The sequence below is a fragment of the Actinocorallia populi genome, from assembly GCF_002995495.1.
In the GTDB taxonomy this organism is placed as follows: domain Bacteria; phylum Actinomycetota; class Actinomycetes; order Streptosporangiales; family Streptosporangiaceae; genus Actinocorallia; species Actinocorallia populi.
In genome coordinates this window covers 13,713-31,883 of sequence record NZ_PVZV01000007.1, presented here as the reverse complement: position 1 = coordinate 31,883, position 18,171 = coordinate 13,713, and the positions used below count along the sequence as shown (strand labels likewise).

General features: G+C 71.3%; 18 protein-coding genes. 12 read left to right on the top strand and 6 right to left on the bottom strand.

The window, feature by feature from the left end:
* Positions 1-30 precede the first annotated feature (30 nt).
* From C2865_RS26845 to C2865_RS26825, 5 genes are read left to right on the top strand one after another with little or no spacing between them, the layout of a single operon-like run.
* Complete coding sequence (locus tag C2865_RS26845; protein WP_106401381.1) at positions 31-1,173, top strand: Gfo/Idh/MocA family protein; 1,143 nt, start codon at positions 31-33, stop codon at positions 1,171-1,173.
* A complete protein-coding gene (locus tag C2865_RS26840) occupies positions 1,170-2,327 on the top strand; it encodes a dihydrodipicolinate synthase family protein (protein ID WP_106401380.1) in 1,158 nt (385 codons plus the stop codon). Before C2865_RS26845 ends, C2865_RS26840 begins: the two co-directional genes overlap by 4 nt.
* Positions 2,324-3,232: a sugar phosphate isomerase/epimerase family protein gene (locus C2865_RS26835; protein ID WP_106401379.1), complete on the top strand. Its 909-nt coding sequence runs from the start codon at positions 2,324-2,326 to the stop codon at positions 3,230-3,232. The genes C2865_RS26840 and C2865_RS26835 overlap by 4 nt, the downstream gene beginning before the upstream one ends.
* Positions 3,232-4,377 carry a glycerate kinase gene (locus C2865_RS26830; RefSeq protein ID WP_106401378.1) on the top strand — a complete coding sequence of 382 codons (1,146 nt, stop codon included), beginning with the start codon at positions 3,232-3,234 and terminating at the stop codon, positions 4,375-4,377. The genes C2865_RS26835 and C2865_RS26830 overlap by 1 nt, the downstream gene beginning before the upstream one ends.
* A 24-nt stretch (positions 4,378-4,401) precedes the next feature.
* Positions 4,402-5,433 carry a dipeptidase gene (locus C2865_RS26825; protein ID WP_106401377.1) on the top strand — a complete coding sequence of 344 codons (1,032 nt, stop codon included), beginning with the start codon at positions 4,402-4,404 and terminating at the stop codon, positions 5,431-5,433.
* Positions 5,434-5,497: 64 nt separating this feature from the next.
* On the opposite strand, the gene C2865_RS26820 is transcribed toward C2865_RS26825, so the two are convergent.
* From C2865_RS26820 to C2865_RS26805, 4 genes are all read right to left on the bottom strand, one after another.
* Complete coding sequence (locus tag C2865_RS26820) at positions 5,498-6,283, bottom strand: MerR family transcriptional regulator (protein ID WP_106401376.1); 786 nt, start codon at positions 6,281-6,283, stop codon at positions 5,498-5,500.
* A 143-nt stretch (positions 6,284-6,426) separates the two neighbouring features.
* Entirely contained in the window at positions 6,427-7,521 is a 1,095-nt protein-coding gene (locus C2865_RS26815) for a serine hydrolase domain-containing protein (protein WP_269802751.1), read from the bottom strand.
* A 262-nt stretch (positions 7,522-7,783) separates the two neighbouring features.
* The gene (locus C2865_RS26810) at positions 7,784-8,875 is read right to left on the bottom strand and encodes a sensor histidine kinase (RefSeq protein ID WP_106401374.1); all 1,092 of its coding nucleotides are present in this window, start codon (positions 8,873-8,875) and stop codon (positions 7,784-7,786) included.
* On the bottom strand, positions 8,868-9,563 hold the full coding sequence (locus C2865_RS26805; protein WP_106401373.1) for a response regulator transcription factor: 696 nt from the start codon (positions 9,561-9,563) through the stop codon (positions 8,868-8,870). Before C2865_RS26805 ends, C2865_RS26810 begins: the two co-directional genes overlap by 8 nt.
* A gap of 219 nt (positions 9,564-9,782) precedes the next feature.
* Here C2865_RS26805 and C2865_RS26800 point away from each other — a divergent pair, with 219 nt between their 5' ends.
* Positions 9,783-10,811, top strand: coding sequence for an endonuclease/exonuclease/phosphatase family protein (locus tag C2865_RS26800; protein WP_106401372.1), 1,029 nt, complete (start codon positions 9,783-9,785; stop codon positions 10,809-10,811).
* Positions 10,812-10,880: 69 nt separating this feature from the next.
* Positions 10,881-11,612 (top strand): HAD family hydrolase, encoded by a 732-nt coding sequence (locus C2865_RS26795; RefSeq protein ID WP_106401371.1) that lies wholly within the window; start codon positions 10,881-10,883, stop codon positions 11,610-11,612.
* A 92-nt stretch (positions 11,613-11,704) separates the two neighbouring features.
* Here the strand turns inward: C2865_RS26795 and C2865_RS26790 are convergent, their stop codons facing one another.
* The gene (locus C2865_RS26790; RefSeq protein ID WP_106401370.1) at positions 11,705-12,697 is read right to left on the bottom strand and encodes a VOC family protein; all 993 of its coding nucleotides are present in this window, start codon (positions 12,695-12,697) and stop codon (positions 11,705-11,707) included.
* Complete coding sequence (locus C2865_RS26785; RefSeq protein WP_106401369.1) at positions 12,694-13,440, bottom strand: TetR/AcrR family transcriptional regulator; 747 nt, start codon at positions 13,438-13,440, stop codon at positions 12,694-12,696. The genes C2865_RS26790 and C2865_RS26785 overlap by 4 nt, the downstream gene beginning before the upstream one ends.
* 189 nt (positions 13,441-13,629) lie before the next feature.
* Between C2865_RS26785 and C2865_RS26780 the strand changes: the two genes are divergently transcribed.
* The 5 genes from C2865_RS26780 to C2865_RS26760 all read left to right on the top strand — a co-directional run bounded on the left by C2865_RS26780 (position 13,630) and on the right by C2865_RS26760 (position 18,024).
* A complete protein-coding gene (locus C2865_RS26780; protein ID WP_106401368.1) occupies positions 13,630-14,673 on the top strand; it encodes an iron-siderophore ABC transporter substrate-binding protein in 1,044 nt (347 codons plus the stop codon).
* Between the two features lie 32 nt (positions 14,674-14,705).
* Positions 14,706-15,785 carry a FecCD family ABC transporter permease gene (locus C2865_RS26775; RefSeq protein WP_106401367.1) on the top strand — a complete coding sequence of 360 codons (1,080 nt, stop codon included), beginning with the start codon at positions 14,706-14,708 and terminating at the stop codon, positions 15,783-15,785.
* Positions 15,782-16,795 (top strand): FecCD family ABC transporter permease, encoded by a 1,014-nt coding sequence (locus tag C2865_RS26770; RefSeq protein WP_106401366.1) that lies wholly within the window; start codon positions 15,782-15,784, stop codon positions 16,793-16,795. Before C2865_RS26775 ends, C2865_RS26770 begins: the two co-directional genes overlap by 4 nt.
* A gap of 84 nt (positions 16,796-16,879) precedes the next feature.
* Positions 16,880-17,476 carry a DUF1349 domain-containing protein gene (locus C2865_RS26765; protein WP_106401365.1) on the top strand — a complete coding sequence of 199 codons (597 nt, stop codon included), beginning with the start codon at positions 16,880-16,882 and terminating at the stop codon, positions 17,474-17,476.
* A 74-nt stretch (positions 17,477-17,550) separates the two neighbouring features.
* Positions 17,551-18,024, top strand: a complete 474-nt coding sequence (locus C2865_RS26760; protein WP_106401364.1) for a carboxymuconolactone decarboxylase family protein — start codon at positions 17,551-17,553, stop codon at positions 18,022-18,024.
* Positions 18,025-18,171 lie beyond the last annotated feature (147 nt).

Sequence of the window (18,171 nt, the reverse complement as noted above, 5' to 3'; positions counted from 1 at the left end):
CTTTGGAAATCGATTTCCAAAGGAGAGTCCATGCGGACGATCAATGTGATCATGAACGGTGTGACGGGCCGGATGGGCTACCGCCAGCACCTGGTGCGGTCGGTGCTGGCTATCCGCGAGCAGGGCGGTGTGCTGCTGTCCGACGGATCCCGCGTGATGCCGGAGCCGATCCTGGTCGGGCGCAACGAGGCGAAGCTGAAGGAGATCGCCGACCGCCACGGTCTCACCCGCTACACCACCGACCTGGACTCCGCCCTGGCGGACGGCACCGGCATCTACTTCGACGCCCAGATCACCCAGACCCGCGAGAAGGCGATCCTCGCCGCGATCGCCGCGGGCTGGGACGTCTACACCGAGAAGCCGACCGCCGAGTCGGTGGAGGGCGCGCTGCGGCTGGCGCGGGCCGCCGCGCAGGCCGGCGTCCGCAACGGAGTGGTGCACGACAAGCTCTACCTGCCGGGCCTGGTGAAGCTGAAGCGGCTGCTGGACTCCGGTTTCTTCGGACGTGTCCTGTCGGTGCGCGGCGAGTTCGGCTACTGGGTCTTCGAAGGCGACTGGCAGAAAGCGCAGCGCCCCAGCTGGAACTACCGCAAGGAAGACGGCGGCGGCATCACCGTCGACATGTTCTGCCACTGGAACTACGTGCTGGAGAACCTCTTCGGCAACGTCCAGGCGGTGACGGCCAAGGTCGTCACGCACATCCCCACCCGCGTCGACGAGCGGGGCGACGCCTACGCCGCGACCGCCGACGACGCCGCCTACGGCATCTTCGAGCTGGAAGGCGGCATCATCGCCCAGATCAACTCCTCCTGGGCGGTGCGCGTCAACCGGGACGAGCTGGTGGAGTTCCAGGTCGACGGCACCGAGGGCAGCGCGGTCGCGGGCCTGCGCAACTGCAAGGTCCAGCACCGGGCGAACACCCCCATGCCGGTGTGGAACCCCGACCTGCCGGTCACCGAGCCGTTCCGCGACCAGTGGCTCGAGGTGCCCGACAACGCCGACCTCGACAACGGCTTCAAGACGCAGTGGGAGCAGTTCGTCCGGCACGTCACCGACGGCGCCCCGCACCCGTACGACTTCATGTCCGGGGTCCGCGGCATCCGGCTCGCCGAACTCGGCCTGCTGTCGTCCGAAGAGGGCCGCCGCGTGCAGATCCCGGAGGTGGCGCTGTGACGGCGCTCTGGCTGCCCGACGAGAACGGCGGCTCGGTCCACACCCTCGGCGCCCCCGCCGACTGGACGCCTCCGCCGTCCCCGCCGAAGTCCCGCGTCGTGTACGCCGCCGCGCACGTCGTGGCCGACCCGCTCGGTGACAACACGCCCGGCGCTCCGGCCGTGGTCGACTGGGACACCACCCTGGACTTCCGCCGCCACCTGTGGCGGCAGGGTCTCGGCGTCGCCGACGCGATGGACACCGCCCAGCGCGGCATGGGCCTGGACTGGGCGGCGACCGCCGAACTGATCCGCCGCAGCGCCGCCGAGGCCCGCGCCTGCGGCGGCACGGTCGCGGTCGGCGTCGGCACCGACCACCTGCCGTCCGGCCCGCAGAGCCTCGACCGGATCGCCGAGGCCTACCTGGAGCAGCTCGCCGTCGCCGAGGACGCCGGAGCCGGTGTGATCCTCATGGCCAGCCGCGCGCTGGCCGCCACCGCCCAGGGAGCCGACGACTACCTCGACGTCTACCGGCGGGTGATCGGCCAGTGCGGCGGCAAGGTGATCCTGCACTGGCTCGGGGAGGCGTTCGACCCGGCTCTGCGCGGCTACTGGGGCTCCACCGACATCGGCGCCGCGACCGCGACGTTCCTGGACCTGATCAAGGAGAACTCCGGCAGGGTCGACGGCGTCAAGGTGTCCCTGCTGGACGCCGGGCACGAGATCGCGCTGCGGCGCTCCCTGCCCGAAGGCGTCCGCCTGTACACCGGTGACGACTTCAACTACCCCGAGCTGATCCGAGGCGACGAACTCGGCCACTCCGATGCCCTGCTGGGAATCTTCGCGGGCATCGCCCCCGTCGCGGCCCGCGCCCTGCAGGCACTCGACCAGGGCGACCTTTCCCGCTACGACGCCCTGCTCGCCCCGACCGTGCCGCTGTCCCGGCACGTCTTCGCCGCCCCCACCCCCTACTACAAGACCGGCATCGCGTTCCTGGCGTGGATCGCCGGCCTGCAGCCCGCCTTCGTCATGGTCGGCGGCCTGCAGTCGGGCCGCAGCATCCTGCACCTGGCCCGAACGTTCAGGCTCGCCGACTCCGCGGGCCTGCTGCCCGACCCCGACCTCGCCGCGACCCGCATGCGTTCGCTGCTCGAGACCGCAGGACTGGCCCGATGACCGCCACCGTGAACCCCGCCCCGCCCGAACTCGACGTCCCGTCCGGCCGTCCGGCGACCGTTCCCACGCCGGAGCCGGGCGACGCGCGGCTGCGCCGGTTCTCGCTGAACCAGAAGACGATCGACCGGTGGAGTGTCAGAGACGCGGTCGCCGGATGCGTGGCCGCGGGCGTGCAGGCGATAGGCCTGTGGCGCGAACCCGTCCAGGAATACGGGGTGAAGGCCAGCGCCGAGCTAGTCGCCGACGCCGGGCTGCGTGTCTCCTCGTTGTGCCGCGGCGGCTTTCTCACCTCACCCGACCCCGGCGCCTGGCAGCATGCCCTGGACGACAACCGACGCGCGATCGACGAGGCCGCCGAGCTCGGCACCGACTGCCTGGTCCTGGTCGTCGGCGGCCTCCCGCCCGGCTCCCGCGACCTGCCCGCGGCCCGCGCGCGCGTGGCCGAGGCCATCGGTGTGCTCGTCCCGTACGCACTCGAACGGAACGTGCGCCTGGCGCTGGAGCCGATGCACCCGATCTACACCGCCGACCGGGGCGTGCTGTCCACGCTCGGCGAGGCACTCGACCTGGCCGAGCGGTTTCCCGTCGAGGCGGTCGGCGTGGTCGCCGACTCCTTCCACACCTGGTGGGACCCCCAGCTGGCCGTGCAGATCGCCCGCGCGGGCGAGCGGATCGCGAGCGTCCAGCTCGCCGACTGGATCACCCCCCTGCCGCCCGACGCGCTGCTGTCGCGCGGCATGCTCGGCGACGGCCACATCGACCTGCGGGGCTTCGTCGCCCTCACCGACGCCGCCGGTCACACCGGCGACATCGAGATCGAGATCTTCAACGCCGACGTCTGGGCCGCCGACGGCACCCGGACCCTGGACACGCTGCGCCGCCGCTGGATCGAGCACGTGATCTGATGTCCAACGCCGCTTCCCCTCTGCCCGTCGTGGTCTGCCTCGACAAGTTCCGCGGCTCGGCGACGGCCGCCCAGGCCTGCTCATGGCTCGCCGCGGGAATCCGCGCCGCCGTGCCCGGCATCCCGGTCATCGAACGCCCCCTGGCAGACGGAGGCGAGGGGACCGTCGAAGCGCTGGCCGCCGCCGGCTACTCCCTCGTACGGACCACCGTGATGGGCCCCGTCGAAGGCATGGAGGTCTCCGCGGCGCTGGCCGTCCGCGGCACCAGGGCCGTCGTCGAACTCGCCCAGGCCTCAGGCCTCGACCTGCTCCGCATAAGATCCCCCCTGACCGCCACCACCTATGGCACGGGCCAGCTCATCCGCACGGCCCTGGACCTCGGCTGCACCCAGATCATCCTGGCCGTCGGCGGCAGCGCCACCACCGACGGCGGCGCGGGAATGCTCACGGCCCTGGGCGCGCGACTCCACGACGCCTCCGGCACGCAGATCCCCCTCGGCGGCGGCCACCTGCGCGACGCCGTCACCCTGGACCTGTCCGGCCTCGACCGACGTCTGGCCCCCACCGAGTTCGTCCTGGCCAGCGACGTCGACAACCCTCTGCTGGGCAGGAACGGCGCCGCCCAGGTCTTCGCCCCCCAGAAAGGAGCCGACCCCACCCAGGTCGAACAACTGGAAGACGGTCTCGAGCACTTCTCCCGCCTGATGACCCTCCGCATCGGCCGGGACCACACCTCCAGCCCCGGGGCAGGCGCCGCCGGCGGCACGGGCTTCGCCGCCCTGACAGCCCTGGAAGCCCGATGGGAGGCGGGCTCCACCTTCATGCTGACCGAACTGGACGTCCCCCGCCTCCTGCGGGCCGCTTCTCTGTGCGTGGTGGGCGAAGGCCGGTTCGACGCCCAGTCCCTGCGCGGCAAGGCCCCGTACAGCGCCATGGCCCTGGCCCGCAAGGCAGAAGTCCCCGTCGTCCTCGTCGCCGGGGACATCGCCCTGGAAGACCCCGACCTGACCTCCCTCGACCTGCTCCACTCCTACTCCCTGCTCGAGACGGCCGAAACCCCGGAAGACTCCTTCACCCGGACCGAAGCCCTCCTGACCGCCCTCGGAGAACGCATCGGAACCACCTGGAAGACCGAGAACCCATGATCGGTCGATGGTGACAATGGGGTCATGTCTGCTGATTTGCATGAGAGTGCCGTGGTGGCCGACGCGCACAACGACCTGTTGATGGCGGTGGTGGCCCGCCCGCCCGCGCGGTGGGCGTCCTTCTTCGGGGAGCGGTGGCTGCCGCAGCTCCGCGAGGGCGGGGTCGATCTCCAGGTGCTCCCGGTGTTCATCGACGACCGGTTCAGGCCCGAGGGGGCGCTGCGCGAGACGCTCCGGATGATCGAGTGCGCGCATGTGATCGCCGAGGGGAACGCCGAGGACGTCCGGCTCTGCCTCGACGGGCCGCAGATCGACGCGGCGCTGGCCGAGGGGAGGACAGCGCTGGTCCTGGCGTTGGAGAGCATGCCCGGACTGGACGCGAACATCGAGCTCCTGGCGACCGTGCACCGGCTCGGCGTCCGGGTCGCCTCGATGGCGCACTGGGGACGCACCCCGCTCGCCGACGGCAGCGGCGAGGACGCCGCCGGCAGCCGCCTGACCGCCGCGGGCGTCGAGGCCGTGGCCGAGATGGAGCGGCTCGGCATCCTGCTGGACATCTCGCATCTGGGTGCGAGCGGGGTGGAGCACGCGCTCGAGCTCGCGTCCCGGCCGGTGATCGCCACCCATTCCAGCGCCCGCGCCCTGCGCGACCACCACCGCAACCTGACCGACGACCAGATCCGGGGCGTCGCGGCGACCGGCGGCATGGTCTGCGTGAACTTCCTGCCCGGCTTCCTGGCCGACGACCCGTCCGGCTACACCCTCGCCCGGCTGGCCGAGCACATCGAGCACGTCGTGTCCGTCGCGGGCGTCGACCACGTCGGCCTCGGCCCGGACTTCGTCCACGAGGTCTTCACCGACCTCACCCCGCCCTGCTGCGAGGACCCGGCCGGGGACGTCGGCTTCGACGTCATGGCCGCCCTCCCCGGCCTGGCCGGTCCCTCGGGCCTGCCCCTGCTCACCGGCGAGCTCCTCGCCCGCGGTCTGCCCGAACCCGACATCCGCAAGATCCTCGGCGGCAACCTCCACCGGCTGCTCGCCACCTGTCTCACCTGACCGCCCGTCTCCTGCATGGTGTTCGGGGCGTTCCGCATGACCCGCGAGGACGAGGTGCGGCGCGTCAGCGGGAGGCCGGTCTCGGGATACGGACACCGGCGGCACGGAGCCTGGCCTCGAAAAGCGCGGCCAGCCGTACCGCGGCCGGCTTCTCGTCCTCACCGTGGTGGGCGACCAGCGTGTACCGGGTCGCGGCCTCGGTGCGGGCCTGCAGGCCGGTCACGGTCTTCAGCAGGGCGGGGTCGGCGAGGTAGTGGTCGGCCACGGCGGTGGCGAGCTCGGCGATGCGGGGGTCGTCCGGTTCCCAGGACGCGGCCTCGGCCACGCGCTTGGTCAAGGCGACGAGCCGGGGGTCCTCGATGGCGTGCTCGAACCGGGTGAGGTAGTCGTCGAAGCCTTCGGGTACCAGGGCCTTGGCCAGCACCCAGCTTTCCCTGGTGGCCGCCACCTCCTCCGCGGGGAATCCGAGGCCGGGCATCCGCTCCAGCAGCGCCACCGCGCGGTCGGGCAGCAGGGCCCGGTCGCCGTCGGCGAGCCGGTGCAGCGTGTCGCGCCGCGCGGTCAGCTCCTCGATCCGTTCGGTGAGCTGCCGCTCGACGTCGGCGAGCGCGGCGGCGAACAGCGCGGCATCGGCGTCGAGCAGCGGCCCGATCCCGGCCAGCGGCACTCCGGCGGCGGCCAGCGTCCGGACCTGCACCAGCCGCAGCAGTTCGGCCGACCCGTACCGCCGGTAGCCGGAGCCGTCGCGTTCCGGCTCCTGGACCAGGCCGAGCTTGTGGTAGTGCCGCACCGTCTTCACCGTGACGCCGACGAACGCCGCCGCCTGCCCGATCGTGACTCCGGTCCTCATCCGCTCAGCCTGCCTTGTGCTCGAGCCCGGCGGCCTCACACCACGACCGAGCGTATGGACGGGTCACGCCGGGCCCGGCGGGCTCGGCGTGACCACGGGCGCATTCTTCCTGATACGCCACCGGAAGAGGCATACGGGTGTGCTCAGCCCGCCTGCCGGTCCGGATCGGCCTGTCCACCGCGGAACACCTCGTTGACGAGCCTTTGCTGGGCGTTCTGGAACGCCGCGCCGACGGAGAGGTCCGCGTCGTCCACGCAGTTCAGCGCGGCGATCAGGGTCCTGCCGCCGTCGGGTGTGCCGTACATCAGAGCCGCGTGGCCCACGGAGGCGCCGTTGTGGGAGATGAGGGTGCCGCCGTCCGTGCTCACCACGAACACTCCCAGGCCGTAGTCCATGTTCGGGATGCCCGTCGGGTGCGGGGCGCACATCTCGGCGAGCAGCGGGGCCGGCAGGAGCCTGCCGCCCAGCAGCGCGGAGACGAACGTGTGGAGGTCACGGGTGGTGGAGATCATGTCGCCGCCGCTGGAGATCCAGGAGGGGTTCTGGCGGGTGACGTCCACGGTCTTCTGCTCGCCGTCCTCCTCGTACCGGTAGTAGGCGTGGGCGTGCGGCTCGGGGATCTCGGGACCGTCGGGCACCACGGTGCCGGTCAGGCCCAGCGGTCCCAGGATCAGCCGCTGCATCTCCTGGGCGACCGTGCGGCCGGTGACCTTCTCGATCAGCAGCCTGGCCAGTACGTAGTTGGTGTTGGAGTAGCTCCAGCCCGTTCCCGGCTCGAACCGCGCCGGCCGCGACAACGCCAGCTCCACCAGCTCCTGCGGCCGGTAGGTCCTGAACCGGCCGTCCAACCACTCTCTGCCCGTGGTGCTGTAGGGGATGGGGATCCCCAGCGCGACCGTCCCGTCGTCGTAGACCTCGCCGCTGAAGTTGAACAGCCCGCTGGTGTGCTGCAGCAGCATCCGCACCGTGATCCGCCGGTCCAGCCCGAACTCCGGCAGGTGGTCCGCCGCCGGAGTGTCCAGTTCGATCCTGCCCTCGGCCACCAGTTGCAGCACCAGGGTCGCGGTGAAGGTCTTGGTGTTGCTGCCGATCCGGATGTGCCCGTCGACCGGCGGCTTCGCACCCCCGCCCAGCTCGGCCGCCCCGGCACTGCCGGCCCACTCGCCGTGCTCGTCGTGCACGCGCAGAGACACCCCGACGAAACCCGAATCGACGATCTCCTCAAGCGCTTTCTGCAGCTCCGGGCGCGTCTGTCCGACGGTAGCCGACGGTGCAGCCCCGCTGTTCGCGGTGGGGATCTCGCAGGCCGTCTCGGCCGTGATGGCGCCGGAATTGTCTGAGTCGGCCTGAGTGGAAAAGGTGGTGGACATTGAGGTTTGCCCCTTTAGGTTTGTTGTGCCCGGTCGGCGTTGTGCCGTTGCGCCGAGCTTTCACCCTGACCTCAGGTCAACCTCAAGTGTGTTCTGGCTCACAGGCATCCGAGATGGCCGCTCATCGACTTCATCTGTCGGTGTGCGGGGCCATTGCGGGTAGTTCCACGGTGACGCGGAGCCCTCCGTCGGAGCGCGGGGTGAGGGTGAGCGTTCCGTCGTGTGCGCGCGTGATGGTTCTGACGATGGCCAGGCCGAGGCCGACGCCTGCATGGTCGGTGTGCACGCGCTCGGTGCCGCGCTGGAACGGCTCGGTGAGCGTCGAGGCCAGTTGCGGGGAGATCCTCTCGCCGGTGTTCTCGACGGTGAGCACCACCGTCTCGGGGCGGACGCCGGTGCTCACCCGCACGGTGCCCTGTTCGGGCAGGTTATGGATGATCGCGTTGTGCACGAGGTTCATGGTCAACTGCAGCAGGAGTGCTTGCGATCCGGCCGTGGGGGTGATGTCACCGCAGGTCTCGATGGTGACGCCGTGCTTTTCCGCGAGGGGGAGGAGCGTTTCGGTGGCTTCTTCCGCCAGGAGGGACAGGTCGACGGGTTCCCGGGTGAAGGACCGCTGGTCCGCGCGGCTGAGCAGGAGCAGCGCCTCGGTGAGGCCGATCGCTCGGGCGTTGACGACGTGGAGGCGGTCGATGACCTCGCCGACGTCCTGGTCGGGGTCGGTGCGGGCCACGTCGAGAAGCGCCTTGGAGATCGCCAGCGGGGTGCGCAGTTCGTGAGAGGCATTGGCCGCGAATCTCCGCTGTTCGGCGACGTGTGCCTCGAGCCGCGCGAGCATCGTGTCGAAGGCGTCGGCGAGTTCGCGGAACTCGTCTTCGCGGCCCGGCAGCCGGATGCGGTGGGAGAGCGATCCGTTCGCGGCCATGCGGGTGGCGTAGGTGATCCGGGTCAGCGGGTCGAGCATGTGACCGGCGAGAATCCATCCTCCCAGGAGACCGAACACCAGCAGGAATGCCAGTACCGCGGCCGTCGCCGGGGCGTAGGCGCGCAGAATGACGGAGCGAAGAGGCACGAATTCGCCGGGGCGGCTCGAAACGACGCTGAAGTCGCGCAGGAGGAAGACCCACACGGTGGCGAGCAGCAAGGCGCCTGCGACCATGAGGAATCCGGCATAGCTGAGGGTGAGTCTGAGGCGGACGCTCAACCCGGGCGCCCTATTCACGCTCGGCTCCCTCGCGTCCGGTCTTCGTCCGGGTGTCGATGCGGTAGCCGACGCCGGGGACGGTGGCGATGATCCAGGGTTCGCCGAGCCGTTTGCGCAGTGCCGAGACGGTGATGCGCACGGCGTTGGTGAACGGGTCGGCGTTCTCATCCCACGCCCGTTCCAGCAGTTCTTCGGCGCTGACGACACCGCCTTCGGCGGCGACGAGGACTTCGAGCACGGCGAACTGCTTCCGGGTGAGCGCGACGTAGCGGCCGTCGCGGTAGACCTCGCGGCGGAACGGATCCAGCCGCAGGCCTGCGATCTCCCGCACGGGCGGCCTGCTGTGCGCGCGCCGCCGGTCGAGCGCCCTGAGCCGCATGGCGAGCTCTCGCAGCTCGAAGGGTTTGGTGAGGTAGTCGTCGGCGCCGAGTTCGAACCCGGTGGCCTTGTCGTCGAGCCGGTCGGCGGCGGTGAGCATGAGGATCGGCATGCCGCTGCCGGAGGCGACGATGTGCTCGGCGATCTCGTCACCGGACGGCCCGGGGACGTCGCGGTCGAGGACGGCGATGTCGTAGGTGTTGACGCCCAGGAGCTCCAGGGCGGTGTCGCCGTCACCGGCGATGTCGGCGGCGATCGCTTCCAGGCGCAGACCGTCGCGGATGGCCTCCGCCAGATAGAGCTCGTCCTCGACGATCAACACGCGCATGTTCTCGATGCTACGAGCCGGTGTATATCGCCGGCGTATCGAAAACCGTATACGCGCCGGCAACACCGGGCCGCCTTGACTGACGGTATGACCTCGAATCCCCCTATTGGCACAAATAGCGACTCGCGGGAATCACCGGTACCCCGCCCAGGGCCCGGGGATGCGGCGGTGACCGGTACTTTTCCTACGAGCGAGACCGACAGCGAACGAGGACGGCCCATGGCGCAGGGGGAGACCGGCCGAGAAGGCATCCGCCGGGTGATCCGCGTCGTCTCCCGGCCGGGCCCCTGGAAGCGCGGCCCGGTGCTAGCCGCGCTGGCGCTGCTGCTGGGCCTGTTCATGCTGCTGCACGCGAAGATCCCGAACCGGATCGGTAACCTCGGCAGCCTGGTGGAGACCTTCCTGCCGTGGTTCGGCCTGTTCATCCCGGTGCTGCTGGCCGGAGCGTTGTGGCGCCGCTCCGCCTCCGCGGTGGTCGCGCTGCTGCTGCCGGTCATGGTGTGGCTGAACCTCTTCGGCGCGCAGCTCGGCGACAGGTCCCACCCGGGCGGCGACCTCACGGTGGCAGGCCACAACGTCGGCGCCGGCAACCCCGACCCTGCCGGCACCGCCCGCGTGCTGGCCGCCTCCGGCGCGGACGTGCTGGCCCTGCAGGAGGTGACCGAGCAGGCCCGGGGCACGTACGAGAAGGAGCTGGCGAAGGCGTATCCGCACCACACGGTGCAGGGCACGGTCGGGTTGTGGAGCAGGCTGCCGCTGTCGGACATCCGGCCGGTCGACACCGAGATGGACTACGGGCCGCTGGGTGACGCCAAGCCGGTCGAGGTCAAGATGACCTACAACCGGGCGCTGCGTGCCACGGTGGCCACGGACCGGGGCCCGCTGGCGGTCTACGTGGCCCACCTGGGATCCGCCCGGGTGAATCTCAGAGCCGGCTTCTGGACGGCTTCGCGGGACAGGGGCGCGCAGGCGCTCGGCAAGGCCGTCGCCGCCGACCGCAACGAGCGGCTGGTGCTGCTCGGCGACCTGAACGGCACCACGGACGACCGCGCGTTCGCCGGTCTCACCGCACGGTTGCGCTCGGTCCAGACCGCGGCCGGTGACGGTTTCGGCTTCACCTGGCCCGCGTCCTTCCCGGTGGTGCGGATCGACCAGATCCTGGTCCGGGGCGTGGAACCGGAGAGCTCGCGGGTGCTGCCCGCCACCGGCAGCGACCACCTGCCGGTGGCGGCCGGAATCAGCTGGTGAACGCCGCGCCGGTCGTCAAAGTGCCATATTCGCTGGCATCGGGAACGAAAGCCGAGAGATCATCACCTTATGGCGGATGTGGTCTTCTTCGATCTGGACGGCACCCTGGTCGATCACCGAAGCGCGGTCTGGGAGACGATCGGGCAGATCGTCCGGGCCGCGCCGAACGCGACGGCCCCACCGGAGGAGCTGGCGGCGTTGTGGTGGACGCTGGAGGCCCGCCACATGCGGGAGTACCTGGCCGGTCAGTGCTCCTTCGCCGAACACCACCGACGCAGGATCCGCTCCTTCCTGCCCGCGCTCGGCGAGCCGATACCGGACGGCCCTGACCTTCTGGACGCCTGGATCGCCGAACGCTACCTCGCCGCGTTCCAGGAGTCCTGGCAGTGCTACCCCGATGTCCAGCCCTGCCTGGAGAACCTGAAACGGCTCCCCGATGCCCCGCGTCTCGCCGTTCTCACCAACGGGGATCCCGGGCAGCAGCGCGCCAAGCTCGCTCGCTTCGGCCTCCTGGAGTACTTCGAGGCCGTCCTGACCCCGACCGAACTCGGCACGGCCAAACCCGCCGCCTACACCGCCGCCTGCCGGTGGATGCGGACGGATCCCGCGCAGGCGGTCAACGTGGGCGACATGCTGGAAAGCGACGTGAACGCCGCAGCCCTCGCCGGGCTCACCGGCATCTGGCTGGACCGCGGCATCGACTTCGTCACCGGCGGGCCGTCACCGACGGCGGACGAGACGGTGCTCCGCATCGAACGCCTCACCGACCTCCCCGACCACCTGTCACACACGAACGCCTGACCGGACCTCAGCGAGGCCCGAAGGCTACGGCGGGTCGCCGGTCAGGGGCCACATGCGTTCCGGCCTTGACGAACCGTGCCCGGAGCGCCGACTCACGCGATCGTCGCGGCCTGCCGGAATATGATCGCTGCTCCGTGCGCCTCGGCGGCCGGGACGAACACCTCGCCGGTGGCGGTGTACCGGGGATGGGCGCCCTGGCTCTCCAAGAGCCGTTCGGCGGCGGTGAGGTCGGCGACTTCGACGGTGTAGGCGCTCAAGGCGGGCAGGTCGCGCGCTCGCTCGCCCGGCAGCCGTGCGGAGAGCCCGGCCGGGGTGGTGATCGTGAGCCGGTCGGGACCGAGGTCGAAGTGCCGGGACGAGCCATCGCGCCGGGCGGTGACCCCGAGATGGCGTTCGTAGCGCTCGGCGGTGCGGTCGAGTTCGCCGTCGGCGACGCAGAGAAGGCATTCGGCCAGGGCGACCGCCCCGTTGGGGTGGTCGAGGCCGATCTGGGCGTCGAGTACCGCGGGCGGGGGGTTTTCGGCGGCGCCGACGCGGCCTTCGGGAGGCATGCCGCCCCCGGTCTCCTGGTGGCCGTTGATCTCGAGGTATTTGATCGCTTCGAGTCTGGTGCCTTCGCCGGTGGTGATCGGCCGTTGGGCGGCGAGAGCCCCGCTGCTGCCGATGCCGGCCGCGGCGAGCCGGGCGGCGGTCTTCTCGGCGTCGGCGGTGGCGAAGACGAGGATGTGGGCTCCTTCCGACCGGTCGAGCCGGTCGGCGAGACCCGCGACGGTACCGCGTATCGCCTGCCTCGTCGCATCCAGCCGGTCGTCTGGAATGTGCAACGGGATGAGCTTGGCCTCGGCGGGAAGGTCTTCGCGGTTTGACGGGGCGAAGGCGAGCAGCTCTATGAAGCCGAGAGGGAAGTCCGCGTGGGTGTTGCCCGCACCGATCGGCTCCGGTGCCGTGCCGGGGGACGGCGGCAGCGCGGGGTAGGCCGGGGGGCCGATGTGGAAGCCCAACCGGCGGAAGGTCACGATCGCGGCGCTCATGTCGTGGACGACGAGGCCGACGTGGTGAAGGCCGGTGATGTCACTGGCGGTCATGGGGCGGGCCTTTCTGATCGGCTTGCGGAACGCCGGTCGGCGGTGCCGTAGGCGATGCGGCGATATTCGTCTCCGAGGCGCTCGAAGGCGTCGATGACCTGCGGTGCGGCGGCCGCGTAGCGCTCGGGTGCGGGGGGCTTGGCCGGTTCGAAGGAGCGGCGGACGACCTCGGCGAGCCGGTCGGCCTGGTGTTCCAGGGAAAAGCGCGGGTCGTCGGCCACGAGCGGTGCCGCGGAGAAGAAGCCGTAGGCGATCGCCTGCGCGGCGAAGTCGATGTCGGCCGGTTCCTGGCCCGGCCGCAGAAGCCGATGGTCGTGCAGGGCGGCCAGATGGTCGTGTGCCGCGATGAGCTTGGGCTTCGGGGACCCGGCCTGGACCGGTTGCCGGGCGAAGGGATTGAAGTCTGCATGGTCCGTGATGAAGAGGGCTTTCAGGACGGGACGTCGCATGGCCTCCAGGAAGTGCCGCCGGAGGTAGCGGTGCAGGGCGATCTCGGCCGGGTCGGCGCGGATCGCGGTGACGACCGTCTCCAGGATCGCGGCCGCCTCACGGGCGCCGACCGCCAGCAGCAGGTGTTCGCGGCTGCTCCAGTGCAGGTAGACCGTGCCCTTGCCGACGCCGGCGCGCCTGGCCACGTCCTCGATGCGGAGCTCGCGCAAGCCGGCGCCGACCAGCAGCGTCGCCGCGGCGTCCAGGAGCGCGTCGGCACGCCGGCGCAGGTCCGCTCGCTGCGTTCTGGCCATGGTCGCCTCCAGCCGTCGGAAAACTCGTGACCAGAATGCTAACTCAGTCACGAGTTTGGCGGGGTGTCACCGGGCGGACAGGGGAGGCCGGTTTCGGATGGCCGGATACGAACGGGCCGGATGGGACAGAACAAATCAGATCAATGTAAGGTTAGCCTCGCCTAACCCCCGATGTTTTGGAGAACCACCATGCTCGCCGTCGCACGGTCGCGGCCCAGGGCCGCGCTGGCCGCCCTGGCCGCGGTGACCGCCCTCGCGCTCACCGGATGTTCCTCGGCCGAGCAGGAGACCGGGGCGAACCCGGCCACGGCCGCCGCCGACGCCTTCCCCGTCACCATCGCGAGCAAGCTGGGCGACGCCGTCATCAGCGAGGCGCCCGAGCGGGTCGTCACCTGGGGGTGGTCCAGCCAGGACGCCGCCCTCGCCCTCGGCGTGGTGCCGGTCGCGATGCCCAGGTACACCTACGGCGGCAACGCCGACGGCGTCCTCCCCTGGGTCGCCGACAAGATCAAGGAGCTGGGCGGGACGACCCCGGCCCTGCTGACCGAGGGAACCGACGTTCCGTTCGAGGAGATCGTCGAGGCCGAGCCCGACGTCATCCTGGCCCCCTACTCGGGCATCGTCCAGGAGGACTTCGACAAGCTCAGCAAGATCGCCCCGGTCGTCGCCTACCCGGACGAGCCCTGGGCGATGCCCTGGCAGGACCAGATCGAGGTCATCGGCAAGGCCCTCGGCAAGAGCGACGAGGCAGCCGAACTGCTGGAGAAGACCACCTCCTCGGTGAAGGCGCTCGCCGATGAGCACCCGGTCGTCAAGGGCAGGAACTTCTTCTACGCCGCGGCCAACGAGGCCGATCTGCTCAACGTCTACCGGGACAAGGACCCCCGGGTGGGCATGCTCGTCGACCTCGGCATGACCCTGAGCCCGAGCGTCGCCGCGCTCGACGCCAAACCGGAGGAGGGCAACTTCTTCTACCAGCTGAGCTACGAGAACGTCGAGAAGATCGAGGCCGACGTGCTGGTGATGTACTTCGCCGACCAGAAGGCCGTCGACAAGTTCGTCGCCGACCCGGTCATCGCGGCCATGCCCGCCATCAAGGAGGGGCGTTTCGCGCCCATCGTCGGCGAGTCCTTCGTCATGGCCACCAGCGCGCCGACCGTGCTGTCCATCCCGTGGATGCTCGACCAGTACGTCCCGCAGCTCGCCGAGGCCGCCGAGAAGGCCGCCGAGTAGTCGACGGCCCGCGTTCACCGGAAGAGCTCTTCGTGCCCGTCCTCCCCGTCACCCGGGGCACGCCGGATCCGGCGGCCCCGGGCGCCCCGACCGGCGCGGCGCCCCGGCGCCGCCGGATCGGCCCCCTGGCCGCCGGCCTGCTCGCGCTGGCCGCCGCGCTCGTCGCGGTGTGCGTGCTCAGCCTCGCCGTCGGCGCGAACGCGCTGCCGTTCGGCACTGTGTGGCAGGCGCTCACGCACTACGACCCCGCGAACCCCCACCATCTGATCGTCGTCGAGAAGCGGCTGCCCCGCACGCTCGTCGGCATCACGGTGGGCCTCGGCCTCGCCGTCGCAGGGGTCGTCATGCAGGGCCTGACCCGCAACCCGCTGGCCGACCCGGGCCTCCTCGGGGTGAACGCGGGCGCGTCCCTCGCCGTCGTGGTCGCCCTGAGCGTCTTCGGCGTCCAGGGCAACGCCTATCTCTGGTTCGCCTTCGCCGGGACGACCCTGGTGACGGTCGCCGTGTACGGGGTGGCGGGCGCCGCCGGGCGCGGCGGCGCCACCCCGGTCACGCTGGTGCTGGCGGGTGCCGCGGTCACCGCGGCGCTCACCTCGGTGGTCACCGCGATCCTCCTCACCGACCAGGCCGCCCTCGACCAGATGCGCTTCTGGCAGGTCGGCGCGCTCACCGCCCGCGACTTCACGGTCTTCTGGCAGACGCTGCCCGGCATCGCCGCCGGGTTCGTGCTCGCGTTCGCGGCGAGCCGGGGGCTCAACGGCCTCGCCATGGGGGAGGAGGTGGCCCGCAGCCTCGGCCAGAAGGTCGGACTCGTCCGGGGATTCGCCGCGCTGTCGGTGGTGCTGCTGTGCGGCTCGGCCACCGCGGCGGCCGGGCCGATCTCGTTCGCGGGACTCATCGTCGCGCACCTCGCGGCCCGGATCGCCGGACCCGACCACCGCTGGAGCATCCCGTACGCCGCCCTCGCCGGGCCGGTGCTGCTCGTCGGCTGCGACGTGCTCGGCCGGATCGTGGTCCGTCCGGGAGAGCTCCAGGTCGGGGTCGTGGTCGCCGCGGTCGGCGCGCCCCTGCTCGTGGTGTTGATCCGGATGCGCGGGAAAGGACGCCGATGACCGCACTCTCCTCCCCGGCGGCCCGCCGGGCGCGGCTGCGCGAGGCGGGGGTCACCGCGGTCCTCGCCCTGGTGATCGCCGCCCTGGCGGTCCTCGGCCTGGCGGTCGGCAAGGCGTCGGTCAGCCCGCCGGAGGTCTTCTCCGCGGTGATCGGCCGCGCGGACGCGATGACCCGGTTCGTCATCATGGAACTGCGCATGCCGCGCATGCTCACCGCGCTCCTCGCCGGGGCGTGCCTCGGCCTGTCGGGCGCGCTGCTCCAGTCGGTCCTGCGCAACCCGCTGGCCAGCCCGGACGTCATCGGCGTCACCAACAGCGCGAGCGCGGCGGGCGTCGTCGGCCTCGTCGTCTTCGGGCTCAGCGGCTTCGCCCTCACCGGCGCCGTGCTCGGCGGGACCCTCGCCGCGACCGCCGCCCTCTACCTGCTGTCCTGGCGGCGCGCCGCCCACCAGCTCGTCATCGTCGGGATCGGCATCTCCGCCCTGTGCACCTGCGTGGTGTCCTACGTCTTCACCCGCAGCGACATCCGCGACGCCCAGGACGCCCTGGTCTGGATCAACGGCAGCCTCGGCCGGGCCGGATGGGACACCTCGCTGACCCTGGCGGTCTGCGCCGCCGTGCTGCTGCCCGTCGCGCTCTGCCACGGCAGCCGCCTGGCGGTGCTCGAACTCGGCGACGATCCCGCGGCCGCCCTCGGCGTGAAGGTCGACCGCACCCGCACGCTCCTGCTCGGCCTCGCCGCGGCCCTGGCGGCGGTCGCCGTCGCCGTCGTCGGGCCCCTGCCGTTCGTGGCCCTGGTCAGCGCCCCGATCGCCCGCCGCGTCACCGGAACGGGCTCCCTCGCGCTGCTGCCCTCCGCCCTCATCGGCGCCGCCCTCCTGCTCGCCTCCGACCTCGTCGCCCAGTTCACCATTCCGGGCGTCCTCCTGCCCGCCGGCGTCGTCACCGGTGTCGTCGGCGCCCCCTACCTCCTCTGGCTCCTCGTCAGGCCCGGCCCCCACCGCGTCTGACCGCCCCGATTGACACCGGTCGATCTTCGGCATAGGACGTTCCAGGACCGGAGACGGCGTGCGCGAGCGGAAGGCGGGACGGCCATGGGCTTCGAGGGAGACGTGCCGTGGGAAGAGGCCGGGTGGCTCAACCCGCCGCCCGGGGCGGAGCGGGACGGCGACGCCCTCGTGGTGACCACGGCCGAGGGCGGCGACTTCTGGCGCCACACGAGTTACGGGTTCGTCCACGACGACGGGCACGCGCTGCTCGCCGACCTCCCCGACGGCACCGCGGTCGAGGTGACGTTCGAAGCCGACCTGACCGCCCTGTACGACCAGGCAGGGGTGATGGTCCGCGTCGACGAGCGGACCTGGGTGAAGGCCGGCGTCGAAGCGACGGACGGCGCCCCGCACCTGGGGGCCGTCGTCACCCACGGCACCTCGGACTGGTCGCTGGCGCCCGTCCCCGACTGGGCCGGCACGCCGGTCACCGTGCGCGCCAGCCGGTCCGGCGACGCGCTGACCGTCCGCGCCCGCAGCGGCGACGGCCCCTGGCGGATGGTCCGCCTCGCCTACCTTCCGCCGGACGCGGCCGCGAAGGCGGGGCCGTTCTGCTGCTCGCCCCAGCGCGGGGGCCTCCAGGTCCGCTTCACCCGCTTCACCCTCGGCCCCGCCGACACCGGCCTGCACGAAATTCCCTGATCCGGGCCGTCACATTCGGCGGGGCTGTTCGGTCTCCTGTGTACAACCCGAAGACGACAGCAGAGGAATGAACCATGGACGCCCGTCTGAACCTTTTCGGCAACGCCGTTTCCGGCAAGGTCCTCAAGGCCCTCATCTCGGCGGACCGGGCGGTGTCCGGCTCGGGGCTGCCGACGGCGACGCAGGAACTGGTCAAGATCCGCGCGAGCCAGATCAACGGCTGCGGTTTCTGCACCGACATGCACACCAAGGACGCCCTCGCCGCCGGTGAGACGCCTCTGCGCCTCAACCTGGTCGCCGCGTGGCGGGAGGCCACCGTCTTCACGGACGCCGAACGCGCCGCGCTGGAGCTGGCGGAGCAGGGCACCCGCATCGCCGACGCGGCCGGCGGGGTCACCGACGAGGCCTGGGCGAACGCCGCCGAGCACTACGACGAGGACCAGCTCGCCGCCCTGGTCTCCCTGATCGCCGTCATCAACGCGTTCAACCGGATGAACACCATCGTCCGCCAGCCCGCCGGGGACTACCAGCCCGGCCAGTTCGGCTGATCCACACCGGCGCGGAGGGGCGCTCCCGCACCGCCCCTCCGCGCCGGTAAATGGTTGGCGCGCCCGCGACCGGCTTCGCTAGCCTCGCCGACGGCGGCTCCCTGCCGTCCTCGCGATCCCGGATTTCAGAGAGGGTGTTGTATGCCC

Coding starts and splice junctions, on each gene's coding strand:
- C2865_RS26845 (WP_106401381.1), top strand. CDS start 31: ATGCGGACGATCAATGTGATCATGAACGGTGTGACGGGCCGGATGGGC.
- C2865_RS26835 (WP_106401379.1), top strand. CDS start 2,324: ATGACCGCCACCGTGAACCCCGCCCCGCCCGAACTCGACGTCCCGTCC.
- C2865_RS26830 (WP_106401378.1), top strand. CDS start 3,232: ATGTCCAACGCCGCTTCCCCTCTGCCCGTCGTGGTCTGCCTCGACAAG.
- C2865_RS26825 (WP_106401377.1), top strand. CDS start 4,402: ATGTCTGCTGATTTGCATGAGAGTGCCGTGGTGGCCGACGCGCACAAC.
- C2865_RS26820 (WP_106401376.1), bottom strand. CDS start 6,283: ATGAGGACCGGAGTCACGATCGGGCAGGCGGCGGCGTTCGTCGGCGTC.
- C2865_RS26805 (WP_106401373.1), bottom strand. CDS start 9,563: ATGCGCGTGTTGATCGTCGAGGACGAGCTCTATCTGGCGGAGGCCATC.
- C2865_RS26800 (WP_106401372.1), top strand. CDS start 9,783: ATGGCGCAGGGGGAGACCGGCCGAGAAGGCATCCGCCGGGTGATCCGC.
- C2865_RS26795 (WP_106401371.1), top strand. CDS start 10,881: ATGGCGGATGTGGTCTTCTTCGATCTGGACGGCACCCTGGTCGATCAC.
- C2865_RS26790 (WP_106401370.1), bottom strand. CDS start 12,697: ATGACCGCCAGTGACATCACCGGCCTTCACCACGTCGGCCTCGTCGTC.
- C2865_RS26785 (WP_106401369.1), bottom strand. CDS start 13,440: ATGGCCAGAACGCAGCGAGCGGACCTGCGCCGGCGTGCCGACGCGCTC.
- C2865_RS26780 (WP_106401368.1), top strand. CDS start 13,630: ATGCTCGCCGTCGCACGGTCGCGGCCCAGGGCCGCGCTGGCCGCCCTG.
- C2865_RS26770 (WP_106401366.1), top strand. CDS start 15,782: ATGACCGCACTCTCCTCCCCGGCGGCCCGCCGGGCGCGGCTGCGCGAG.
- C2865_RS26765 (WP_106401365.1), top strand. CDS start 16,880: ATGGGCTTCGAGGGAGACGTGCCGTGGGAAGAGGCCGGGTGGCTCAAC.
- C2865_RS26760 (WP_106401364.1), top strand. CDS start 17,551: ATGGACGCCCGTCTGAACCTTTTCGGCAACGCCGTTTCCGGCAAGGTC.